The organism is Nocardioides halotolerans DSM 19273, from assembly GCF_000422805.1.
In the GTDB taxonomy this organism is placed as follows: Bacteria; Actinomycetota; Actinomycetes; order Propionibacteriales; family Nocardioidaceae; genus Nocardioides; species Nocardioides halotolerans.
Genome location: NZ_KE383923.1, coordinates 166,515 through 182,526 on the forward strand (window position 1 = coordinate 166,515; position 16,012 = coordinate 182,526).

At 72.4% G+C, this 16,012-nt stretch carries 13 protein-coding genes; 3 read left to right on the forward strand and 10 right to left on the reverse strand.

All coding sequences use genetic code 11. The features are described from left to right. Positions 1-64: 64 nt before the first annotated feature. Positions 65-1,162 carry an NAD(P)-dependent alcohol dehydrogenase gene (locus G514_RS0115495; RefSeq protein ID WP_028652502.1) on the forward strand — a complete coding sequence of 366 codons (1,098 nt, stop codon included), beginning with the start codon at positions 65-67 and terminating at the stop codon, positions 1,160-1,162. Here G514_RS0115495 and G514_RS27050 read toward each other — a convergent pair. From G514_RS27050 to G514_RS27070, 8 genes are all read right to left on the reverse strand, one after another. Further along, a complete protein-coding gene (locus tag G514_RS27050) occupies positions 1,140-2,066 on the reverse strand; it encodes a GNAT family N-acetyltransferase (protein WP_036565008.1) in 927 nt (308 codons plus the stop codon). The genes G514_RS0115495 and G514_RS27050 overlap by 23 nt on opposite strands. Then, positions 2,063-3,919 (reverse strand): glycoside hydrolase family 2 protein, encoded by a 1,857-nt coding sequence (locus G514_RS27055; RefSeq protein ID WP_051247525.1) that lies wholly within the window; start codon positions 3,917-3,919, stop codon positions 2,063-2,065. Before G514_RS27055 ends, G514_RS27050 begins: the two co-directional genes overlap by 4 nt. A 174-nt stretch (positions 3,920-4,093) precedes the next feature. Continuing rightward, complete coding sequence (locus G514_RS27060; protein WP_036565010.1) at positions 4,094-5,050, reverse strand: DUF1839 family protein; 957 nt, start codon at positions 5,048-5,050, stop codon at positions 4,094-4,096. Next, positions 5,043-6,785: an alpha/beta hydrolase family protein gene (locus G514_RS0115515; protein WP_028652503.1), complete on the reverse strand. Its 1,743-nt coding sequence runs from the start codon at positions 6,783-6,785 to the stop codon at positions 5,043-5,045. The genes G514_RS27060 and G514_RS0115515 overlap by 8 nt, the downstream gene beginning before the upstream one ends. Positions 6,786-6,794: 9 nt before the next feature. Then, on the reverse strand, positions 6,795-7,736 hold the full coding sequence (locus tag G514_RS27065) for an amino acid--[acyl-carrier-protein] ligase (RefSeq protein WP_051247526.1): 942 nt from the start codon (positions 7,734-7,736) through the stop codon (positions 6,795-6,797). Beyond that, complete coding sequence (locus G514_RS0115525) at positions 7,736-8,896, reverse strand: acyl-CoA dehydrogenase family protein (protein WP_036565015.1); 1,161 nt, start codon at positions 8,894-8,896, stop codon at positions 7,736-7,738. The genes G514_RS27065 and G514_RS0115525 overlap by 1 nt, the downstream gene beginning before the upstream one ends. Continuing rightward, positions 8,896-9,168 (reverse strand): acyl carrier protein, encoded by a 273-nt coding sequence (locus G514_RS0115530; protein WP_036565017.1) that lies wholly within the window; start codon positions 9,166-9,168, stop codon positions 8,896-8,898. The genes G514_RS0115525 and G514_RS0115530 overlap by 1 nt, the downstream gene beginning before the upstream one ends. After that, entirely contained in the window at positions 9,165-9,608 is a 444-nt protein-coding gene (locus tag G514_RS27070) for a holo-ACP synthase (RefSeq protein WP_051247527.1), read from the reverse strand. The genes G514_RS0115530 and G514_RS27070 overlap by 4 nt, the downstream gene beginning before the upstream one ends. Before the next feature lie 117 nt (positions 9,609-9,725). Here G514_RS27070 and valS point away from each other — a divergent pair, with 117 nt between their 5' ends. Both valS and G514_RS0115545 read left to right on the forward strand, forming a co-directional pair. Then, a complete protein-coding gene (gene valS / locus G514_RS0115540) occupies positions 9,726-12,356 on the forward strand; it encodes a valine--tRNA ligase (RefSeq protein ID WP_028652506.1) in 2,631 nt (876 codons plus the stop codon). Positions 12,357-12,475: 119 nt separating this feature from the next. After that, positions 12,476-12,727, forward strand: a complete 252-nt coding sequence (locus G514_RS0115545) for a DUF4242 domain-containing protein (protein ID WP_028652507.1) — start codon at positions 12,476-12,478, stop codon at positions 12,725-12,727. A gap of 39 nt (positions 12,728-12,766) precedes the next feature. Here G514_RS0115545 and G514_RS0115550 read toward each other — a convergent pair whose 3' ends face one another. Beyond that, positions 12,767-15,478 carry an ATP-binding protein gene (locus G514_RS0115550; RefSeq protein WP_028652508.1) on the reverse strand — a complete coding sequence of 904 codons (2,712 nt, stop codon included), beginning with the start codon at positions 15,476-15,478 and terminating at the stop codon, positions 12,767-12,769. Beyond that, complete coding sequence (locus tag G514_RS0115555) at positions 15,478-16,011, reverse strand: hypothetical protein (protein ID WP_028652509.1); 534 nt, start codon at positions 16,009-16,011, stop codon at positions 15,478-15,480. The genes G514_RS0115550 and G514_RS0115555 overlap by 1 nt, the downstream gene beginning before the upstream one ends. Position 16,012: the final 1 nt, after the last annotated feature.

Consider the following 16,012-nt stretch of genomic DNA (forward strand, 5'->3'; position numbering starts at 1 on the left):
GAGGCGTCCAGCCTATGGGCCGAGCCGCGGTGACAACTTCTAGAACAGGTTCTAGGTTGACGCCATGCAGACCAGAGCCGCCGTCGTCGAGAGCCAGAGCCAACCGTTCACGATGGCGGACGTCGAGCTCGAGGACCCCCGCGACGACGAGGTGCTGGTGCGGATGGTGGCGACCGGCCTGTGCCACACCGACATCACGATGGGCAGCTTCCTGCCGCCGGAGATGTTCCCCAACGTCTTCGGCCACGAGGGCGCCGGCGTGGTCGAGCAGGTCGGCGACGGCGTGCGCGGGCTGGAGCCCGGCGACCACGTCGTGATGAGCTTCCGGTCCTGCCGCGCCTGCGCGAAGTGCCGGGCCGGGCTGGTGGGCTACTGCGACCAGACCCTCCTGCTCAACTACATGGGCATGCGGATGGACGGCTCGATGCCGATCTCGCGCGACGGCGCCCCGGTGTTCGGCAGCTTCTTCGGCCAGTCCAGCCTCGCCGCGCACGCGCTGGCGTACGCCGACAACTGCGTGAAGGTCGACCCGAAGCTCGACCTGACCCTGGTCGCGCCGTACGGCTGCGGCTTCCAGACCGGCGCCGGCACGGTGCTCAACGTGCTCCGGCCCCGCACCGACGACAGCCTGGTCGTCTACGGCGTGGGGGCGGTCGGCCTCGCGGCGATCGCCGCGGCGGTGGCCGAGGGCGTGGAGTCGATCGTCGCCGTCGACCCCCTGGCGAGCCGGCGCGAGGTCGCGGCCCGGCTCGGGGCGACCGCGGTGGACCCCACCGACACCGGCGAGCAGACCGTGGTCGACCGGGTGAAGGAGCTGACCGGCGGCGGCGCGGCGTACGCGATCGACACCACCGCGCTCCCGGCGGTCGTCAAGCAGGCGCAGCAGTCGCTGGCCGCGCGCGGGACGCTGGTCGCGCTGGGCCTCGGGGCCGAGGAGTACGTCCTTGACGCGATCGACCTGCTCCAAGGCGGCAAGCGGGTGATGTCGTCGATCGAGGGCGACGCCGACCCGCAGGAGATGGTGCCGCGGCTGCTCGCGATGCGCGCCGCCGGCACGTTCCCGATGGACGACCTCGTCACGACCTACCCGGCCGACCAGGTCAACCAGGCCGTCTCTGACGTGACCAGTGGCGCGGTCGTCAAGCCCGTGCTGCTGTGGTGACGGTCCGGGTGATCACCAGGTTGGCCATGTCGACGACCGGCTGGTAGCCGATGGCGGCGTAGATCTTGTTGGACGTCGGGTTGGCCTGGTCGGTGAAGAGGCAGACCCGCGACCCGGCGTCGCGCAGCAGCCGCGAGACGTGGGCGGTGAGCGCGCTGCCGTAGCCCCGCCCGCGCTGCGGCCCCGGCGTGTAGACCGGACCCACCCGCGCGACGCCGAAGCTCGGCGCGTTGAAGCCGACCAGGCTGACCGGCGTGCCGAGCATGTCCTCCCACAGCCAGATCCGGCCGCCGGCGATCCGCTCGTCGATGTCGGCCTCCACGAACACCTCGCCGCCGCCCTCGGGCGCCAGCCGGCCCGCCTGCGCGGCCGCGTCGGTGTGGAACGCGCGGAACCACGCGAGGGCGAGCTCGGCGTCGCCCGGCAGCGCGACCCGGGCCCGTCCGTCGGGCGCCACCCGCGGCTCCACGAGCCGCTCCAGCACGTGCAGCCGGGTGTGCTCGTGGACGTGCGCGCGGCGACCGGTGCGCCGGGCCAGCTCGGTTGCGAGCAGCCGGGCCGCGGGCAGCGCGCCGTTGATGGCGCTCACGTCGTCACCCCGCTCGACCAACGCGGCCGCGACGAGCTCGACGGCGGGCTCGGGCAGCGGCAGCACGAAGAGGGGGTGCGGCGCGAACGACGCGGTCCGCATCACCACCCCGACCGGCTGCCCCGACCCCTCGTCCACGACGGTCAGCCACCAGCGCGGGTGTGCGGGCGGCTCGTCGGCGCGCTCGACCGCCTCGACGGCGTGCGCCGTGACGGTGGAGACCACCGTGCTGAGCACCGGGTCACGCTCCAGCAGCCCGCCCGAGCGGAGGAGGAAGGTGCGCGGGTCCTCGGTGAACTCGAGGGCGAACGTCACCCGGGCGACGTTAGTGGAATCGTCCAGACGGCTTCGCGGGTGATCCCGCTCGCGGTGGTCAGCCGCGCCCGCACGCCCGCGTGCTGCGGCGGACCGAAGCGGTAGGCGTAGGTCACGTCGGCGAACCGTCCGAGCAGCGCCTCGACCGAGCGCACCCGGTGGCTGTGCGGCGCGAGCTCCCAGGCCTCCTCGGCCGACTCCCCCGCCGAGCCGTCGTCGCGGAGCAGCTCGACGAGCAGCGTCGCCTCGTCGGGTTCGCAGCCGTCGTGGGCGACGTGGACGTCGAGCCCGTTGAGGCCCTCGTCGACGAGCCACACCGCGGTCGGCTGCAACGTCGGCGCGAGGGCGAGGGCGGCCGGCTTCGGTCTGCCATCGGCGTCGAGGAGTCCCCAGCCGGCGCCCGGCACCACATCGCGCAACCACAGCACGATGCCGCCGCCGCAGCCGGAGTCGGGGCGCCGCCACTCGCCGAATACGTCCGCCATCACCTCGCCGCTGACCCGCTGCGCCTGGGGGCCGTCGGGGTCGACGTCCGCGCCGTAGCGCTGTCGCAGGTAGTGCTCGCGCACGTCGGCGAAGTCCCAGTCGGCGCCGTTGTCGCGAGGCACGCCGCCCTCGACCACCGGGTCGGTGAGGTTGCTGAAGGCGAGGCACTCGGCGGCGAACCCGACGCGGCTGTGCCGGACGTCGGGCAGGTCGCGCAGGTAGGCGCCGACACCGAAGTACTGCCCGATCCCGGTGTCCACCCGGGTCACCGGGTCGCCACCGGACGGCGACGAGTCGACCCAGACCGCGTCGAGACCCGACGCCTCGACGACCGGCCGCAGCAGCCCGGCCAGCTCCGCGGCGTACCCGGTCGACGGGCTCACCCCGAACATCGCCGCCTGCTGCTCGTGCTCGGCCGAGCCACAGACCACGACCGTCGACGGGTGGCGCTCCAGCCGTCCGCACTGGTCGCGCACCTCGTCGCACGCGGTCGCGGCGAAGGTCTCGTCGGCGAGCGGGTAGTCGAACGTCGCGAACATCAGGTCCTGCCACACGAGCAGCCCCAGCTCGTCGCAGCGGTCGTGGAAGGCGTCGGACTCGTACGCCGCGACGCCGGGCACGCGGACCAGGTTGAGCCCGAGGTCGACCGCGGAGTCGAGCGCGTCGAGCGGACCCGGCGTCCAGATCGCGCCGCGACAGAAGATGCGGACCCCGTTGACCCACAGGTCGAGCGAGTCCTCCGATCGGTTCTCGACGGTGCGGAACCCGACGCGGCCGACGACCTCGCCGTCCACCACCACGTCGTGCAGCTTCGGGGTGCCGTGGGTGTGGGGCCACCAGAGCTCCGCGTCGGGGATCGCGATCCGGTCCCGTCCGCCGACCTCGACCACCCCCGTCGTGCCCTCGAGCCAGGAGCGGAGCCTGGGAGCGGGCGGTCCGGTGACGAGGGTGACCGGGCGGTGGGGACCGACCACCGGCGGGCCGGGTGAGAACCCGGGCGCGCGGCCGAGCAGCTGGGTGCGGACCCAGCGCAACCGGGCGTCCTCGACCAGCATGGTCCGCCAGCGCTGGCGCGGCTTGGCGGGCAGCGCGTCGAGCACCTCGGTGAGCGGGTGCACGACGATGCGCACCTCGTGCTCCCCGGGCCCGAGCCCGCTCAGGGCGACCACCTGGCGCTCGAACATCGAGCGGCCCTCGGCCACGGGCATCCCGTCGACGAGCAGCTCCCACACGGTTGCGATGCCGTCGACCTCGAGCCTCGCCGGCTCGGCGTCCAGCGTGATCCGGGCGACGTACTCGTGCCTGACCGCGTCGGCGTCCGGCCCCGGCTCGGGGGTCAGCCGTTCGAACCGGAGCTCCTGCCGCACGTGAGCAGGAAACCACGCTTGCTCCCCCACCGCCGGTTTGCACCGCATCCGACACCCTCCACGGCTCAGATGTGGTGCAGATCCGTGACGAGGCACGCGAGGCCTCCGCCAGGCCACGACTGCACCGCATTGGGGCGTCCAGGGCGCCCAGATGCTGCACTGTCGTGGAACGGGTCAGCCCACGAGCGAGTCGAGCTCACGCACCGCGGCGTCGTACGCCTCGGCCATCGGGCCGACCACGCCGGCCACGTCGAAGGCGCGCTGGCGGGCCAGCCGGAACAGCAGCATCTTCGAGCCGCCGACGACGTCGTCGAGCTGGGCGGCGGCCTTCTCGCCGTCCGGACCGAACAGCCAGCGCACGTGCCCGGCCAGCAGCTCCATCGAGGCGCCGACCATCCGCGGGTTGTGGAACGCGTAGGCGTTGTAGTCGGCGGTGGTGCCCTCGATCAGGGCCGGCAGGTCCGCCTCGAGCCGGGCGCTGAAGCGGGCGAACGGGTTGTCCGCCGGCCGGCGGGCGAGGTAGCCCGCCAGCACCTCGCGCGCGACGTCGCGCAGCGCGCCGCCGGTCGGCACCGGCCCCGCGCCGAGGCGGAGCAGCTCGACGTACGTCGGCAGGTGGCCGTCGCCGGAGTAGGTCGCGAAGAGCTTGTCGTAGTCCTCGCCGGAGAGCTCGTGGTAGCCGGTGTTGTGGAAGTAGCGCAGCACGCGCGCCTCATCGTCGATCGACTCCGCGATGATCGTCGACTTCACGTGCTCGGTGCGGTACGCCGTCGCGGCCACGTCGGGCAGGTAGAACGAGTCGACCTCGGGCATCACGGTCTGCCCGGCCGCCAGCCGGGTGGCGATCAGCGTCGGGAAGCCGCGATAGGGCTGCACCTCGTGCAGGTCGATGCCGTAGAGCCGGAAGAGGTCGTCGGGCGTCGGCTTGAAGAACGTCCACTGGTCGAGCTCGAAGTCGGCGGCGACCGCGCCGCCCATCATCGCGTCGGCCTCGAGACCGGCGGCGTGCACGAGCTCGACGAGGCAGTCGACGTAGCAGTTGGTCTCGGAGTAGGTGCGCTCGTCGCCGTGGATCGGGTGCCCGACATAGGTCGCCGGGTCGAGGTCGAGGAGGCTGACGCGCTCACCCACGGCGGGCGTCCTCGGTGCGGTGGCCGGTCAGGGATCGGTGGAGGAACATCGTCGCCTTCTCGTAGCCCACGAGCTGCGCGGGTCTGGTCAGCAGGGAGTGGTCGAGGTCGCGCCGGGACTCGAATCCGAAGCCCCGCCGGCGCCGCATCCACCACAGCAGCGGACGCAGCGCGTAGACCTCGGTGAAGTGCTGCGCGTCGTCGGGGCAGGCGATGATCTCGACCGCGGTGCCGCGGCTCAGCACTCGCCACGGCACCAGCAGCGGAGCGTGCCAGAGCGCGACCTCGCGGTAGATCCGCCACAGCCCGCCGGCGAGGATCCGCCGCCGGCGCGCGAGCGCGGCGAACGGCCGGTTGGGCAGCATCGCCGCGCGCCGCCGGTCGGTGTAGACCGGGGATCCCTTGGCCGCGGGGTAGAGGGTCAGCCGCGGGTTGATCGCGAAGACCGCGTCGACGTGCTCCCACATGGCGACCTCGAACGCCGAGTAGGAGCCCGAGCACAGCCCGACGATGCCGACCTGCGCGCCGTCGCCCGCGAGCTCGGTGACGACGTGGCGCATGTCGTCGATCCACTCCGGCGCGAAGGCGCGGTCGTCGACCGCCCCCGGCCGGGTCGGGCTGTCGCCCACACCGCTCTGGTCGATCCGGACGACGCGGTAGCCCAGCGCCGCCCACCGGCGTCCCCACTCGACCCAGCGCCGACCCGGGCCGATGTGGTGCTCGGCCGCCACGTTGACGAGCACCACCCAGGGCGCCGGCCCGGCCTCGGGGCGCAGGTCTGCCGGCTCGTCCGCGAACCCGACGATGCGGTCGGGTCCGAGCCGGACGAGGCGCTCGCGGACGGGCACGGAGCCGTCGGGCCCGGAGCCGACCAGCACGGCGTGCTCGCCGTCGGGCGCCTTGACCGGCACCGCGGGCTCGTCCTGGACGCCGGCGGTCAGCCACCCGACCACCTGCCGCAGGGCGTCCTGGGGCACCACGCTGAGCTCGGGAGGTACGTCGAGCAGCTGGCCCTGGGCGGTCGCCGCACCGGTCTCGAGCCGCTCCTGCTCGAGACGCGCGACGATCGCCGGGGGCGCCGGCCGGTCGGTGCGGGCCAGCAGCAGCACCCGGTCGGCCAGCTGACGCTCGCTGGTGAGCTTTCCGAGGTCGACGTCACGCAGCTGTGCGGCGGTCGCGGCGTCGTACTGGAAGCCGGGGGTGTGACGGAGCCCGTCGTCGGGTGCCTCGAGGGCGGTCTCGCCGAAGCCGTGGAGTGCCTCGCCCTCGCGGAGGAAGGTGCGGCCGGACAGGCACGGGTCCCAGCAGACCAGCGACGAGAAGGGCGCCGACGCCGCGGCCTGCACCGCCGCCAGGGTCGCGCCGAGCCGCATGCCGACCGCGGCCACGCCGGGCGCGCCGAGGTCGAGGAGGTACTGCCGGGCCGCCTCGATGCTCGCCAGCCAGGCCGGCACCCGGTCGGGGTCGTCCTGCAGTCCGGCGGAGTCGCCCGTGCCGTCGTAGTCGAAGCGCAGCGCGACGATGCCCGCCTCGGCGAGCTGCTCGGCCAGGCGCCGGAAGGTGCGGTGCGCGGCGCGCCCCTCCTCCCCCATCGGTGGGCACAGGACCGCCCCGCCGCGGGCGAGACCGCCGGCCGGGCGCGAGACCCAGCCGTGGAGCGGGCGCGACTCCGGCCCGAACCAGACCTGGGTGTGCTCGGGTCCGTCGGCGTCCTGCTCGTGTCCCCCCATGGGCATCGCGGCGCGCTAGAGAGCCAGCGCGGACCGCACCTCCTCGGGCCAGGCGTCGAGGTCGGTGCCGTGCACGGCGAACAGGGCCAGCGTGATCCGGTCGAGGCCGAAGCCGATGCACGCGCTGTGCGCCGGCGTCCCGTCGGCCAGGTGCAGGCCGAAGGTGTGCCCGAAGTGGTCCTCGTGGTAGTTCGACGACCCGATAGCGGTCGGCCGCACCTCGGTGAGGTCGACGCACATCTCGTACTTCAGCGCGGACTCGAGCTGGTTGGCGGCGAGCATGCGGCCCACCCGCCCGAAGAACGGGTCGTTGGCGGCCTCGGAGCGCACCGGGAGCCCGAGCTCGGTCAGCGCCGCGAGGCCGCGCTGCAGCCAGTCGTCGCGGTGGGCGAGCGACTGCTCGGGCGTGCCGATCCGGACGAACTCGTAGATCCGGAAGATCTGCATGCGGGCCGGGTCGAGGCTCGGCTCGTGGCGGAAGGACCAGCCGCTGCACTCCTCGTCGACCCCCTCGGCCGGCACGTCCTGGGCCAGCGTGCCGTAGAGCGGGTGGCACACCGACGACGGCAGCACCACCTCGGCCGGCGTCAGGTGGGCCGTCCAGTCGCCACCCTGCTCGAGCACCTCGAGCAGCGCGCGGTGCTCCTTGTCGCCGCCGGTGAACACGTCGATCGACCCGACCAGGTCGGGGAACGAGCGGACGTAGTCGGTCTTGAGGAACTCCTCGCGCGGCATGATCGGCGGGAACCAGCGCTGCGTCGCGTGGGTGGCGACCCGCTTGCCCATCACGTGGCCCTCGACCCCGCGCAGCACCCGCTCCCACGCCCAGGAGCGGTGGTGGACGCCGTCGACGGCCGTGAGGTGGATGACGCCGCCGTCGACCAGCGCCTCGCGCAGGTCGTCGGGCGTGGCGTACGGCGCGGGCGTGCGCTCGACCTGCTCCCCCGCCACCGACATCAGGACTCCCGTTGCATGAGCGCGAGCTGGGCGGTGTTGCCGGCGATCCGGTCGTTGTTGACCATCACGGCGGCACCGTGCGCGTCGCGCAGGATGCGGCCCAGCGAGTACTCGGAGTCCTCGCGGTACCCCTGGATGCCGCAGATCAGCAGGGCCTGGTTGACGACGTCGACCACCTCGGTGGACGCCGAGATCTTCAAGGTGTTGATCGCCACCATGAAGTCGATCGCGCTGGTCGCCTCGGGGTCGTCCATGATCGAGAGGTAGCGGGTCATCAGGGAGTCGACGGTCGCCGCGAACTCCTGGCGGGTGACCATCAGCGCCGCCAGCCGGGTCGCGCCCGGCGGCACCGTGCCGGGGTCCTTGCGCGCGGCCTTCTGGACGAAGCGCTGGGCCCGCCACGAGGCCTCCTCGGCCAGGCCGAGCCACAGCGACGACCACAGCAGGTGGGCGGTCGGGAGCATCGTCTGGGCCGAGACGTCGCCGAACGGGTCGTCGAGGATCAGCATCGCGTCGCCCGAGGCCGTGAGCGTGAAGCCGAGCGAGCACGTGCCACGGAACCCCATCGTGTCCCAGCCGCTGAGCGGCTCGAGGGTCACCGCGTTGCTCTCGCAGACCGCGAGCACCTGGTCGCTGGGCGGGCTGTCGGCGTCGCGGCGCGCGGTCGTGAAGATCGCGTCGGCGTACTGCCCGTAGGAGATGACCGGCGCCTGCTTGGTCAGCGTGAACCCGCCGGCGTCGTCGCGCTCGACGTAGCAGCTGGAGCTGCGGGTGTTGCCGCCGATGCCGATCTCGGTCGTCGCCGACGCGAGCAGCAGCTGGTCGGCGGCGACCCGGCGGGCGTAGTCGCGCAGCGCCTCCGAGCGGCCGTGCCGGACCAGGCACGCCACCTGGATGTGGTGCATCGCCAGGATCATCGCCGAGGAGGCGCAGTAGCGGCCGACGGTGCGGACCACCGCGGCCGCGGTGCGCAGGTCGTGGCCGAGGCCGCCGAGGTCGGTCGGCACCAGCGCGCCGAGCAGCCCCTCGGCCCGGAAGGCGTCGATGGTCTCCTTCGGGAACCGCGCCTGGACGTCGACGTCCGCTGCGTGGATTGCCGCGGTCTCCCTGCCGATGCGGTGGGCGAGGGCGGTGACCTCCTCGAGCGACGCCTGGGCCATCACGCGCTCGCCACGGACGCGCCGTCGACCCCGAGCTCGCTCAGGGCGTCGCGGATGTTGGCGATGGAGGCGAAGGTGCTCTTCTTCAGCATCTGCTGGGGGAACTCCAGGTCCCACTCGTCCTCGCAGGCCAGCATCACCGTGACCGAGGCGTGCGAGGTCATGCCCGCGCCGTACAGGTCGTCGGTGTCGGACAGGGACGAGACGTCGACACCGAGCCGGGCGTGCTCGGCGAGGAGCCCGCGGATGGTGTCGGTCACTGACTGCGTCATGGTGCGTCTCTCGGTTCGGTGGTGGGTGCCGGGGTGGGTTCGGTGGGCTGGGCTGGATCGGTGAGGGCGACGGCGACCGCCAGCGCGCAGTCGCCGGTGTGGCTCAGGCTGACGTCGATCGGGCCGATGCCCGCGGCCGCGGCCAGGGTGGCCGCCAGGCCGGAGAGGTGGACGACGGGCCGGCCGGCGGCGGTGGCGATCTCGACCTCGCGCGGGTCGACCCCGTCAGCGGTGCCGATCACCTTGAGCACCGCCTCCTTCGCGGCGAAGCGGGCCGCCAGCGAGGCGGCGCCGCCGAGGCGGCCGGCCTCCTGCTCGACGGGGGTGTAGACGCGGTCGAGGTAGCGGTCGCCGAAGTCGCGGATCGCGTCCGTGACGTCGTCGATCCGCTGCAGGTCACACCCCGTCCGAGCTCGGGGCGCAGTGATGGGTGCCCGCATGGGTGGTTCCAACCCCCGATCTGTCGCACCCCATGATGCGCGCTGGAAATGCTAACGGTGCAGGTGGTGAGCTTTCTCGTTTTCCGGGGCAGGCGCGCTGACACCTAACATTTGGTCATGACCGAGACCCAGCAGGACCAGGTGGAGACGTCGACGGCACCGCGCGCCGTCGCCGTACCCGACCGCCCGGCCCTCGAGGGGCTCGAGGCGAAGTGGACACAGCGCTGGCAGTCCGACCAGACCTACGCCTTCGACCGCACCCAGCCGCGGGAGAACGTCTACGCGATCGACACGCCCCCGCCGACCGTCAGCGGGTCGCTGCACGTGGGCCACGTCTTCTCCTACACCCACACCGACCTCGTCGCGCGGTTCCAGCGGATGCGCGGCAAGTCCGTGTTCTACCCCATGGGCTGGGACGACAACGGGCTGCCGACCGAGCGGCGGGTGCAGAACTACTTCGGCGTCCGCTGCGACCCGTCGCTGCCCTACCAGGCCGACTTCACGCCGCCGGAGAAGCCCGACCCGAAGCGCCAGATGCCTATCAGCCGGCCCAACTTCGTCGAGCTCTGCGAGCAGCTCGTCGAGGAGGACGAGAAGGTCTTCGAGTCGCTGTGGCGCACGCTCGGTCTGTCGGTCGACTGGTCGCTCACCTACACGACCGCCGGCACCCACGCCCGCACGGTCAGCCAGCGCGCGTTCCTGCGCAACTTCGCCCGTGGCGAGGCCTACCTCGCCGAGGCCCCCACGGTCTGGGACGTCACCGACCGCACCGCCGTCGCGCAGGCCGAGATCGAGGCGCGGGAGTACCCCGGCGCCTACCACCGTGTCGCCTACCACCGCCCCGACGGCACCCCGGTCCACGTCGAGACCACCCGTCCCGAGCTGATCCCATCCGCGGTCGCGCTGATCGCGCACCCCGACGACGAGCGCTACCAGCCGCTGTTCGGCACCACCGTCACCTCGCCGGTCTTCGGCGTGGAGATCCCGGTCGTCGCGCACCACCTGGCCGAGATGGACAAGGGCGCCGGCATCGCCATGTGCTGCACCTTCGGCGATCTGACCGACGTGGTGTGGTGGCGCGAGCTCGACCTGCCGGTCCGCACCGTCATCGGCCGCGACGGCCGCCTGGCCCGCGAGACGCCTGCGTGGCTCGAGGAGGGCGCCGCGGGCGGGGGCTCGGCCGCGGCGTACGAGCGGCTCGCGGGCAAGACCGTCTTCTCGGCGCGCGAGGAGATGGTCGCGATGCTGCGCGAGACCGGCGACCTCGACGGCGAGCCCAAGCCGACGACCCGCATGGCGAACTTCTACGAGCGCGGCGACAAGCCGCTCGAGATCGTCGCGACGAGGCAGTGGTACATCCGCAACGGCGGGCGCGACGCCGACGTGCGTGCCGAGATGCTCCAGCACGGCGCCGACATCACCTGGCTGCCGGCGCACATGAAGATCCGCTTCGACAACTGGGTCTCCGGGCTCACCGGCGACTGGCTGATCTCGCGGCAGCGGTTCTTCGGCATCCCGTTCCCGGTCTGGTACCCCCTCGACGGCGACGGTGAGCCCGACTACGCCCACCCCCTGATGCCGTCCGAGGCGGAGCTCCCGGTCGACCCCTCGACCGACGCCCCGCGCGGCTACACCGAGGAGCAGCGCGGCAAGCCCCACGGCTTCCTCGGCGACCCCGACGTCATGGACACCTGGGCCACGTCCTCCCTGACGCCGCAGATCGCGGGCGGCTGGAGCGTCGACGACGACCTGTTCTCGCGCGTCTTCCCGATGGACCTGTGCACCCAGGCGCACGAGATCATCCGCACCTGGCTGTTCTCGCGCGTCGTCCGCGCCCACTACGAGAACCACGCGACGCCGTGGACCCACGCGATGCTGTCGGGCTGGATCCTCGACCCCGACCGCAAGAAGATGTCGAAGTCCAAGGGCAACGTGGTCGTGCCGACCGAGATCCTCGACAAGTACGGCGCCGACGCCGTCCGCTGGCGGGCCGCCGCCGTGCGCCCCGGCATGGACTCGCCGTTCGACGAGGCCCAGATGAAGGTGGGTCGCCGGCTCGCCATGAAGGTGCTCAACGCCTCCAAGTTCGTGCTCGGCAACGTCGGCGCCACCGAGCTCAACGCGTTCGAGGTCTCCGAGCCCGTCGACTGCGCCCTCCTGGCGCGGCTCGCCACGGTCGTCAGCGCCGCCACCGAGGCGTTCGAGGCCTACGACTACTCGACCGCGCTGGAGACGACGGAGCGGTTCTTCTGGGAGTTCTGCGACGACTACCTCGAGCTGGTCAAGGAGCGGGCCTACGACGCCGAGGGCGGTCACGCGACCGCCTCGGCGCGGGCCACGCTCGCGATCGCGCTCCAGGTCCAGCTGCGCCTGCTCGCGCCGTTCCTGCCCTACGTGACCGAGGAGGTCTGGTCGTGGTGGCAGGAGGGCTCGATCCACCGCGCCGCCTGGCCGACCGAGACCGACCTCGGCGCCGCCGCGGCCGCCGACGCCTCCAGCCTCGACGCGGTCGCGGCCGCGCTCATCGGCATCCGGGGCGCCAAGTCGCAGGCGAAGGTCTCGATGCGCCACGAGCTCACCGGGGTCCGCATCAGCGGTCCCGAGGCGCTGGTGCGGGCCGCCGAGCTCGCCGCCGACGACCTGCGCAAGACCGGCCGGGTCACCGGTGACCTGACGTTCGCGGTCGACGAGTCGGCCACCGAGCTGGCCGTCGAGGCCGACCTGGCGCCGGTCGAGCAGCCTCAGTAGGGCACGCCCTGACACCTGGCTGGTCGCCGTACCGAGATCTGGGTGGTTCCACGTACCTCCGCGGCGCCCGGCGGGCGGCTGCTGTGTGGTGGACGCACCACCGAGAGAAGGGCACGACAATGCCGCTGTTCATGGACGTGCACGAGAAGGTCGAGGGGCTCACCGCCGAGGCGGTGGCGGGCGCGCACAAGGCCGACCTCGAGACCCAGGGCGCCTACGGCGTCAACTACAAGCAGTACTGGTTCGACGAGGCGTCGGGGAAGGTGTTCTGCCTGGTCGAGGCACCCGACGCCGAGACCGCGACCCGGGTGCACCGCGAGGCGCACGGTCTGGTCGCCGACGCCGTGATCCCGGTCCAGGAAGGCCACTGACGGCCCGGCCGGCGGCCCCGGTCGCGGCCCAGTCAGCAGTCAGCTCGGCTCCACGACGGGGAGGGCTGCCATCTCCCGCATCAGCCCCCCGAGATCCTCGGTGCGCCCCTGCGTGAAGGCGGCGTCCCACTCGTCCGGGACCAGCTCGCGGGCACGCTCGATCGCGCGGGCGTTGTAGCGCGCTTCCGAAGCCATGGCGGGCATGCCCTCGACGAAGCGGACCATCGACGATGCGCCGAAGGCGCGGGCGGCCAGGAGCGGATAGCTCCGGCCGACCACGTCCGCAAGGAGCTCGGCGATCAGCACGGTGGTCTCCGGCTCGTCGTAGGCCAGGATCGGCTCCGTGATGTCCCTCAGTCGCGCATGGGCGGCCGCGGTGTCTCCGCGGAACGCCTCGAGCTGCGCGAACTCATAGGCCCACATGGTGAGCCAGAAGTCGTTCCCGGCTTCGCGCAGCAGTGCCCCGACCTCCGTGAGGTAGCGCTCGGCGGTCTCGAAGTCCTCGCGTTCGAGCGCGACGAAGGCGAGCTGCCTGAGTGCGTCCGAGTGCATGCCGCCGCTGATCTTCCCGGCGGCGAGCAGCCGGGTGCTGACCTCCAGGCACTCCTGCGCCGCTTGCTGCGCACCGTCCAGGTCGCGTCGTTCGATCTCGCCCGACGTGATCAGGAACAGGTCGATGACAAGGAGGTCGGGTGGGCTGAGGCGACCCGGGGTGGCCCGGGGCCAGTCCTCCTCCGGACCGGCGGAGTCCCGCAGCAGCGCCACACTGGTCCGCGCGTGCTCGATGGCCGCGTCCACCTCGCCTAGACGTTCCTTGATCTCGGCCAAGACCTGGAGACACGCCGCGGCGCCGAGCGGATCGGTAGCCCAGGATGCGTCACGCGAGGCCCTCTCCGCCCATTCGAGTCCGAGCTGGAAACGCCTGCACTCGACCGCCAGCCGGAGGAAGCGATCGATGACGCGCACTGCAGGCATGCCCTCAGTCCCCTCGAACCCCAGGTCCTTGATGCCCGCCGCGCCTCGTGCGACGGTCGCCGTCAGGTTGTCGACGTCGAGTGTGAACCGCCGCCTCACCGAGGCCCGCTCGCCGGCACCGATGGCCTTGTTCAACGAGTGCACGACCTCGAAGTAGTGCTGGGCGTGCGCTTGGGCCGCCGACGCGAGCTCACCTCTTGCCTCCAGGCGATCGAGGGCGAAGCGTCTGATCGTCTCCAGCAGGGTGAATCTCGGCTCGCCGTCCCACGACTCGCTGACGACCACGAGACTCGCGTCAACGAGGCTCAGGACGAGGTCGACCACGTCGGCGCCGCCAAGCTCGTCCCGGGGTACGACGGCCTCGACGGCCGGCAGGTCGGCACCGCCGTCGAAGACACCCAGGTGGTCGAGGACCGTCTGTTCCGCGGTGGTGAGGAGGGCACAGCTCCACGCGATCGTGTCGCGGATCGTCTGCTGCCGCTCTGGGACCGACCGGTCGGCGGACCGGAGATCCAGCGCGCTGTCGATGCGGCCGAGGATCGCCTTGGGTGAGAAGACCTTCAGCCGCGCCGCCACGAGCTCGATGGCCAGCGGGAGACCGTCGAGGGCGACGACGAGGGCCGCGACGTCGGAGGCGTTGTCCGGGGTGAGGCCGAAGTCCTTGCGCACTCGCTGAGCGGAATCCACGAGCATCCGGACCGCCCCAGAGGCCGCGACAGCCTCGAACGAGGACCCGGTAGGGAGCAGCAGCGGGGGAACCTTGTGCTCGTGCTCGCCGGTGACGTGCAGGGGTCGTCGGGACGTGAGCAGGAGGCTCAGGTGTGGAGCCGACGCCAGAAGGGTCCGCACGACCACGTCCGCGTCCGGGATCTGCTCCACGTTGTCCAGGATCACCAGCGCCTGCCGCTCGCCGACGTAGTCGAAGAATCCCGGCGGTATGTGTCCGTCCGGGGGGACGTCCAACACCTGCGCCATCGTCGCCCACATCGCGTAGGCACCGGTCACCGCCGCGAGAGGTACGAAGTGCACGCCGTCTGGGAACGCTGGCGCGACCTTGGCCGCGAGCGCGGTGGCGAGGCGCGTCTTGCCGCTCCCGCCCGGGCCTGTGAGCGTCACCAGCCGGACACCCTCCTCGCTGAGTGCGGCAGCGAGCTCCTCGAGCTCGCCGTCGCGTCCCACGGTCGGCGTGAGCATCGTCGGTAGCCGGCCCGCGCCACCCTGGGTCCGCGGTGGTCCATGGACGTCGGCCAAGCCGGGCGTCAGCACCTGGAAGAGCCGGACGCGGTCGGGCAGATCGGGCAGCTGGTGCAGCCCGAGGTCTCGCAGCTCGACGGGCGAGCCACCCGACTCGAGGACACGGGCTGCGATCTCCGAGGCGAGCACCTGCCCGCCGTGAGCCGCCGATGCCACCTGAGCAACCGTGTGCTTGTCGAGCCTGGCGTAGCCGGCCTCGTGCCGACGAGGCGCGCAGCAGTGCAGACCGACCCGGGGGGCCACTCCTCCATGTCCGGAGGAGTGGACCTCCGAGGAGAGCCTGCGCAGCGCTTCTATCGCCGCCTGCACCGCCACGCCCGGGCTGCGGAACACTGCGAACGAGCCATCGCTGTCAGGCGCCTGGTCCGCACCGAAGGATGTCCACACCTCACGACACACGCGGCGGGCGCGGTCGCGCACGGTGTGCCAGTCCTCGGCGGGTCGCGACTGCAGAGCCGCGACGTTCTCGAGCTCGACGGCGAGCAAGGTCGTCGACTCCGGCCAGTCGTCCCTGCCACCCATCAGCCGGCCCCGACGGCTCCGACATCCGCGACGGTTACCGGCACCCCGAGCTCAGCGCGGGCAGCTGCGAGAAACGCCTGGAAGAGCTGCTCGGCCCGTTCCTGCCGTGTCACGAACGACCCGGCCCCGGTCCCGTGCAGCCACGCCGAGACGGCCGAGTAGAGCGCGCGAGCGATCTTCGCCGGCTCCGCGCCGCAGTAGAGGTCGACCTCGCTCAGCAGCTGCCAGAAGGGCTCGAGCTCCTCGTCGCCGGGCTGGTGGTCTGCCTGGTGGTGCTCCAGCTGCCACGCCAGCTCGGCATGTCCGTGGTACTTCTCGATGACGGCGAGCAACGCGGCGCGACGGTGGTCGAAGAGGCGCGCTTCCCGTTCTCGCCGCGCGTCGACCGCCATCCGCTGCTCCTCGCGGCGTTCCTCGGACGCCAGCCGGACCCGGTCGCGAGCGTCGGAGCGGATCTGGGTGAAGACCGTGCCGAGCAGGGTCCCGCCGACGCCGATCCCGCCGCTGAGCAGGCCGACCGTCGCTGCGTCCATG

What these genes read in the sequence shown, in the direction of transcription:
- G514_RS0115495 (WP_028652502.1), top strand. Translation starts at nt 65, where the DNA reads ATGCAGACCAGAGCCGCCGTCGTCGAGAGCCAGAGCCAACCGTTCACG.
- G514_RS0115515 (WP_028652503.1), bottom strand. Translation starts at nt 6,785, where the DNA reads ATGCCCATGGGGGGACACGAGCAGGACGCCGACGGACCCGAGCACACC.
- G514_RS27065 (WP_051247526.1), bottom strand. Translation starts at nt 7,736, where the DNA reads ATGTCGGTGGCGGGGGAGCAGGTCGAGCGCACGCCCGCGCCGTACGCC.
- G514_RS0115525 (WP_036565015.1), bottom strand. Translation starts at nt 8,896, where the DNA reads ATGGCCCAGGCGTCGCTCGAGGAGGTCACCGCCCTCGCCCACCGCATC.
- G514_RS0115530 (WP_036565017.1), bottom strand. Translation starts at nt 9,168, where the DNA reads ATGACGCAGTCAGTGACCGACACCATCCGCGGGCTCCTCGCCGAGCAC.
- G514_RS27070 (WP_051247527.1), bottom strand. Translation starts at nt 9,608, where the DNA reads ATGCGGGCACCCATCACTGCGCCCCGAGCTCGGACGGGGTGTGACCTG.
- valS (WP_028652506.1), top strand. Translation starts at nt 9,726, where the DNA reads ATGACCGAGACCCAGCAGGACCAGGTGGAGACGTCGACGGCACCGCGC.
- G514_RS0115545 (WP_028652507.1), top strand. Translation starts at nt 12,476, where the DNA reads ATGCCGCTGTTCATGGACGTGCACGAGAAGGTCGAGGGGCTCACCGCC.
- G514_RS0115550 (WP_028652508.1), bottom strand. Translation starts at nt 15,478, where the DNA reads ATGGGTGGCAGGGACGACTGGCCGGAGTCGACGACCTTGCTCGCCGTC.
- G514_RS0115555 (WP_028652509.1), bottom strand. Translation starts at nt 16,011, where the DNA reads ATGGACGCAGCGACGGTCGGCCTGCTCAGCGGCGGGATCGGCGTCGGC.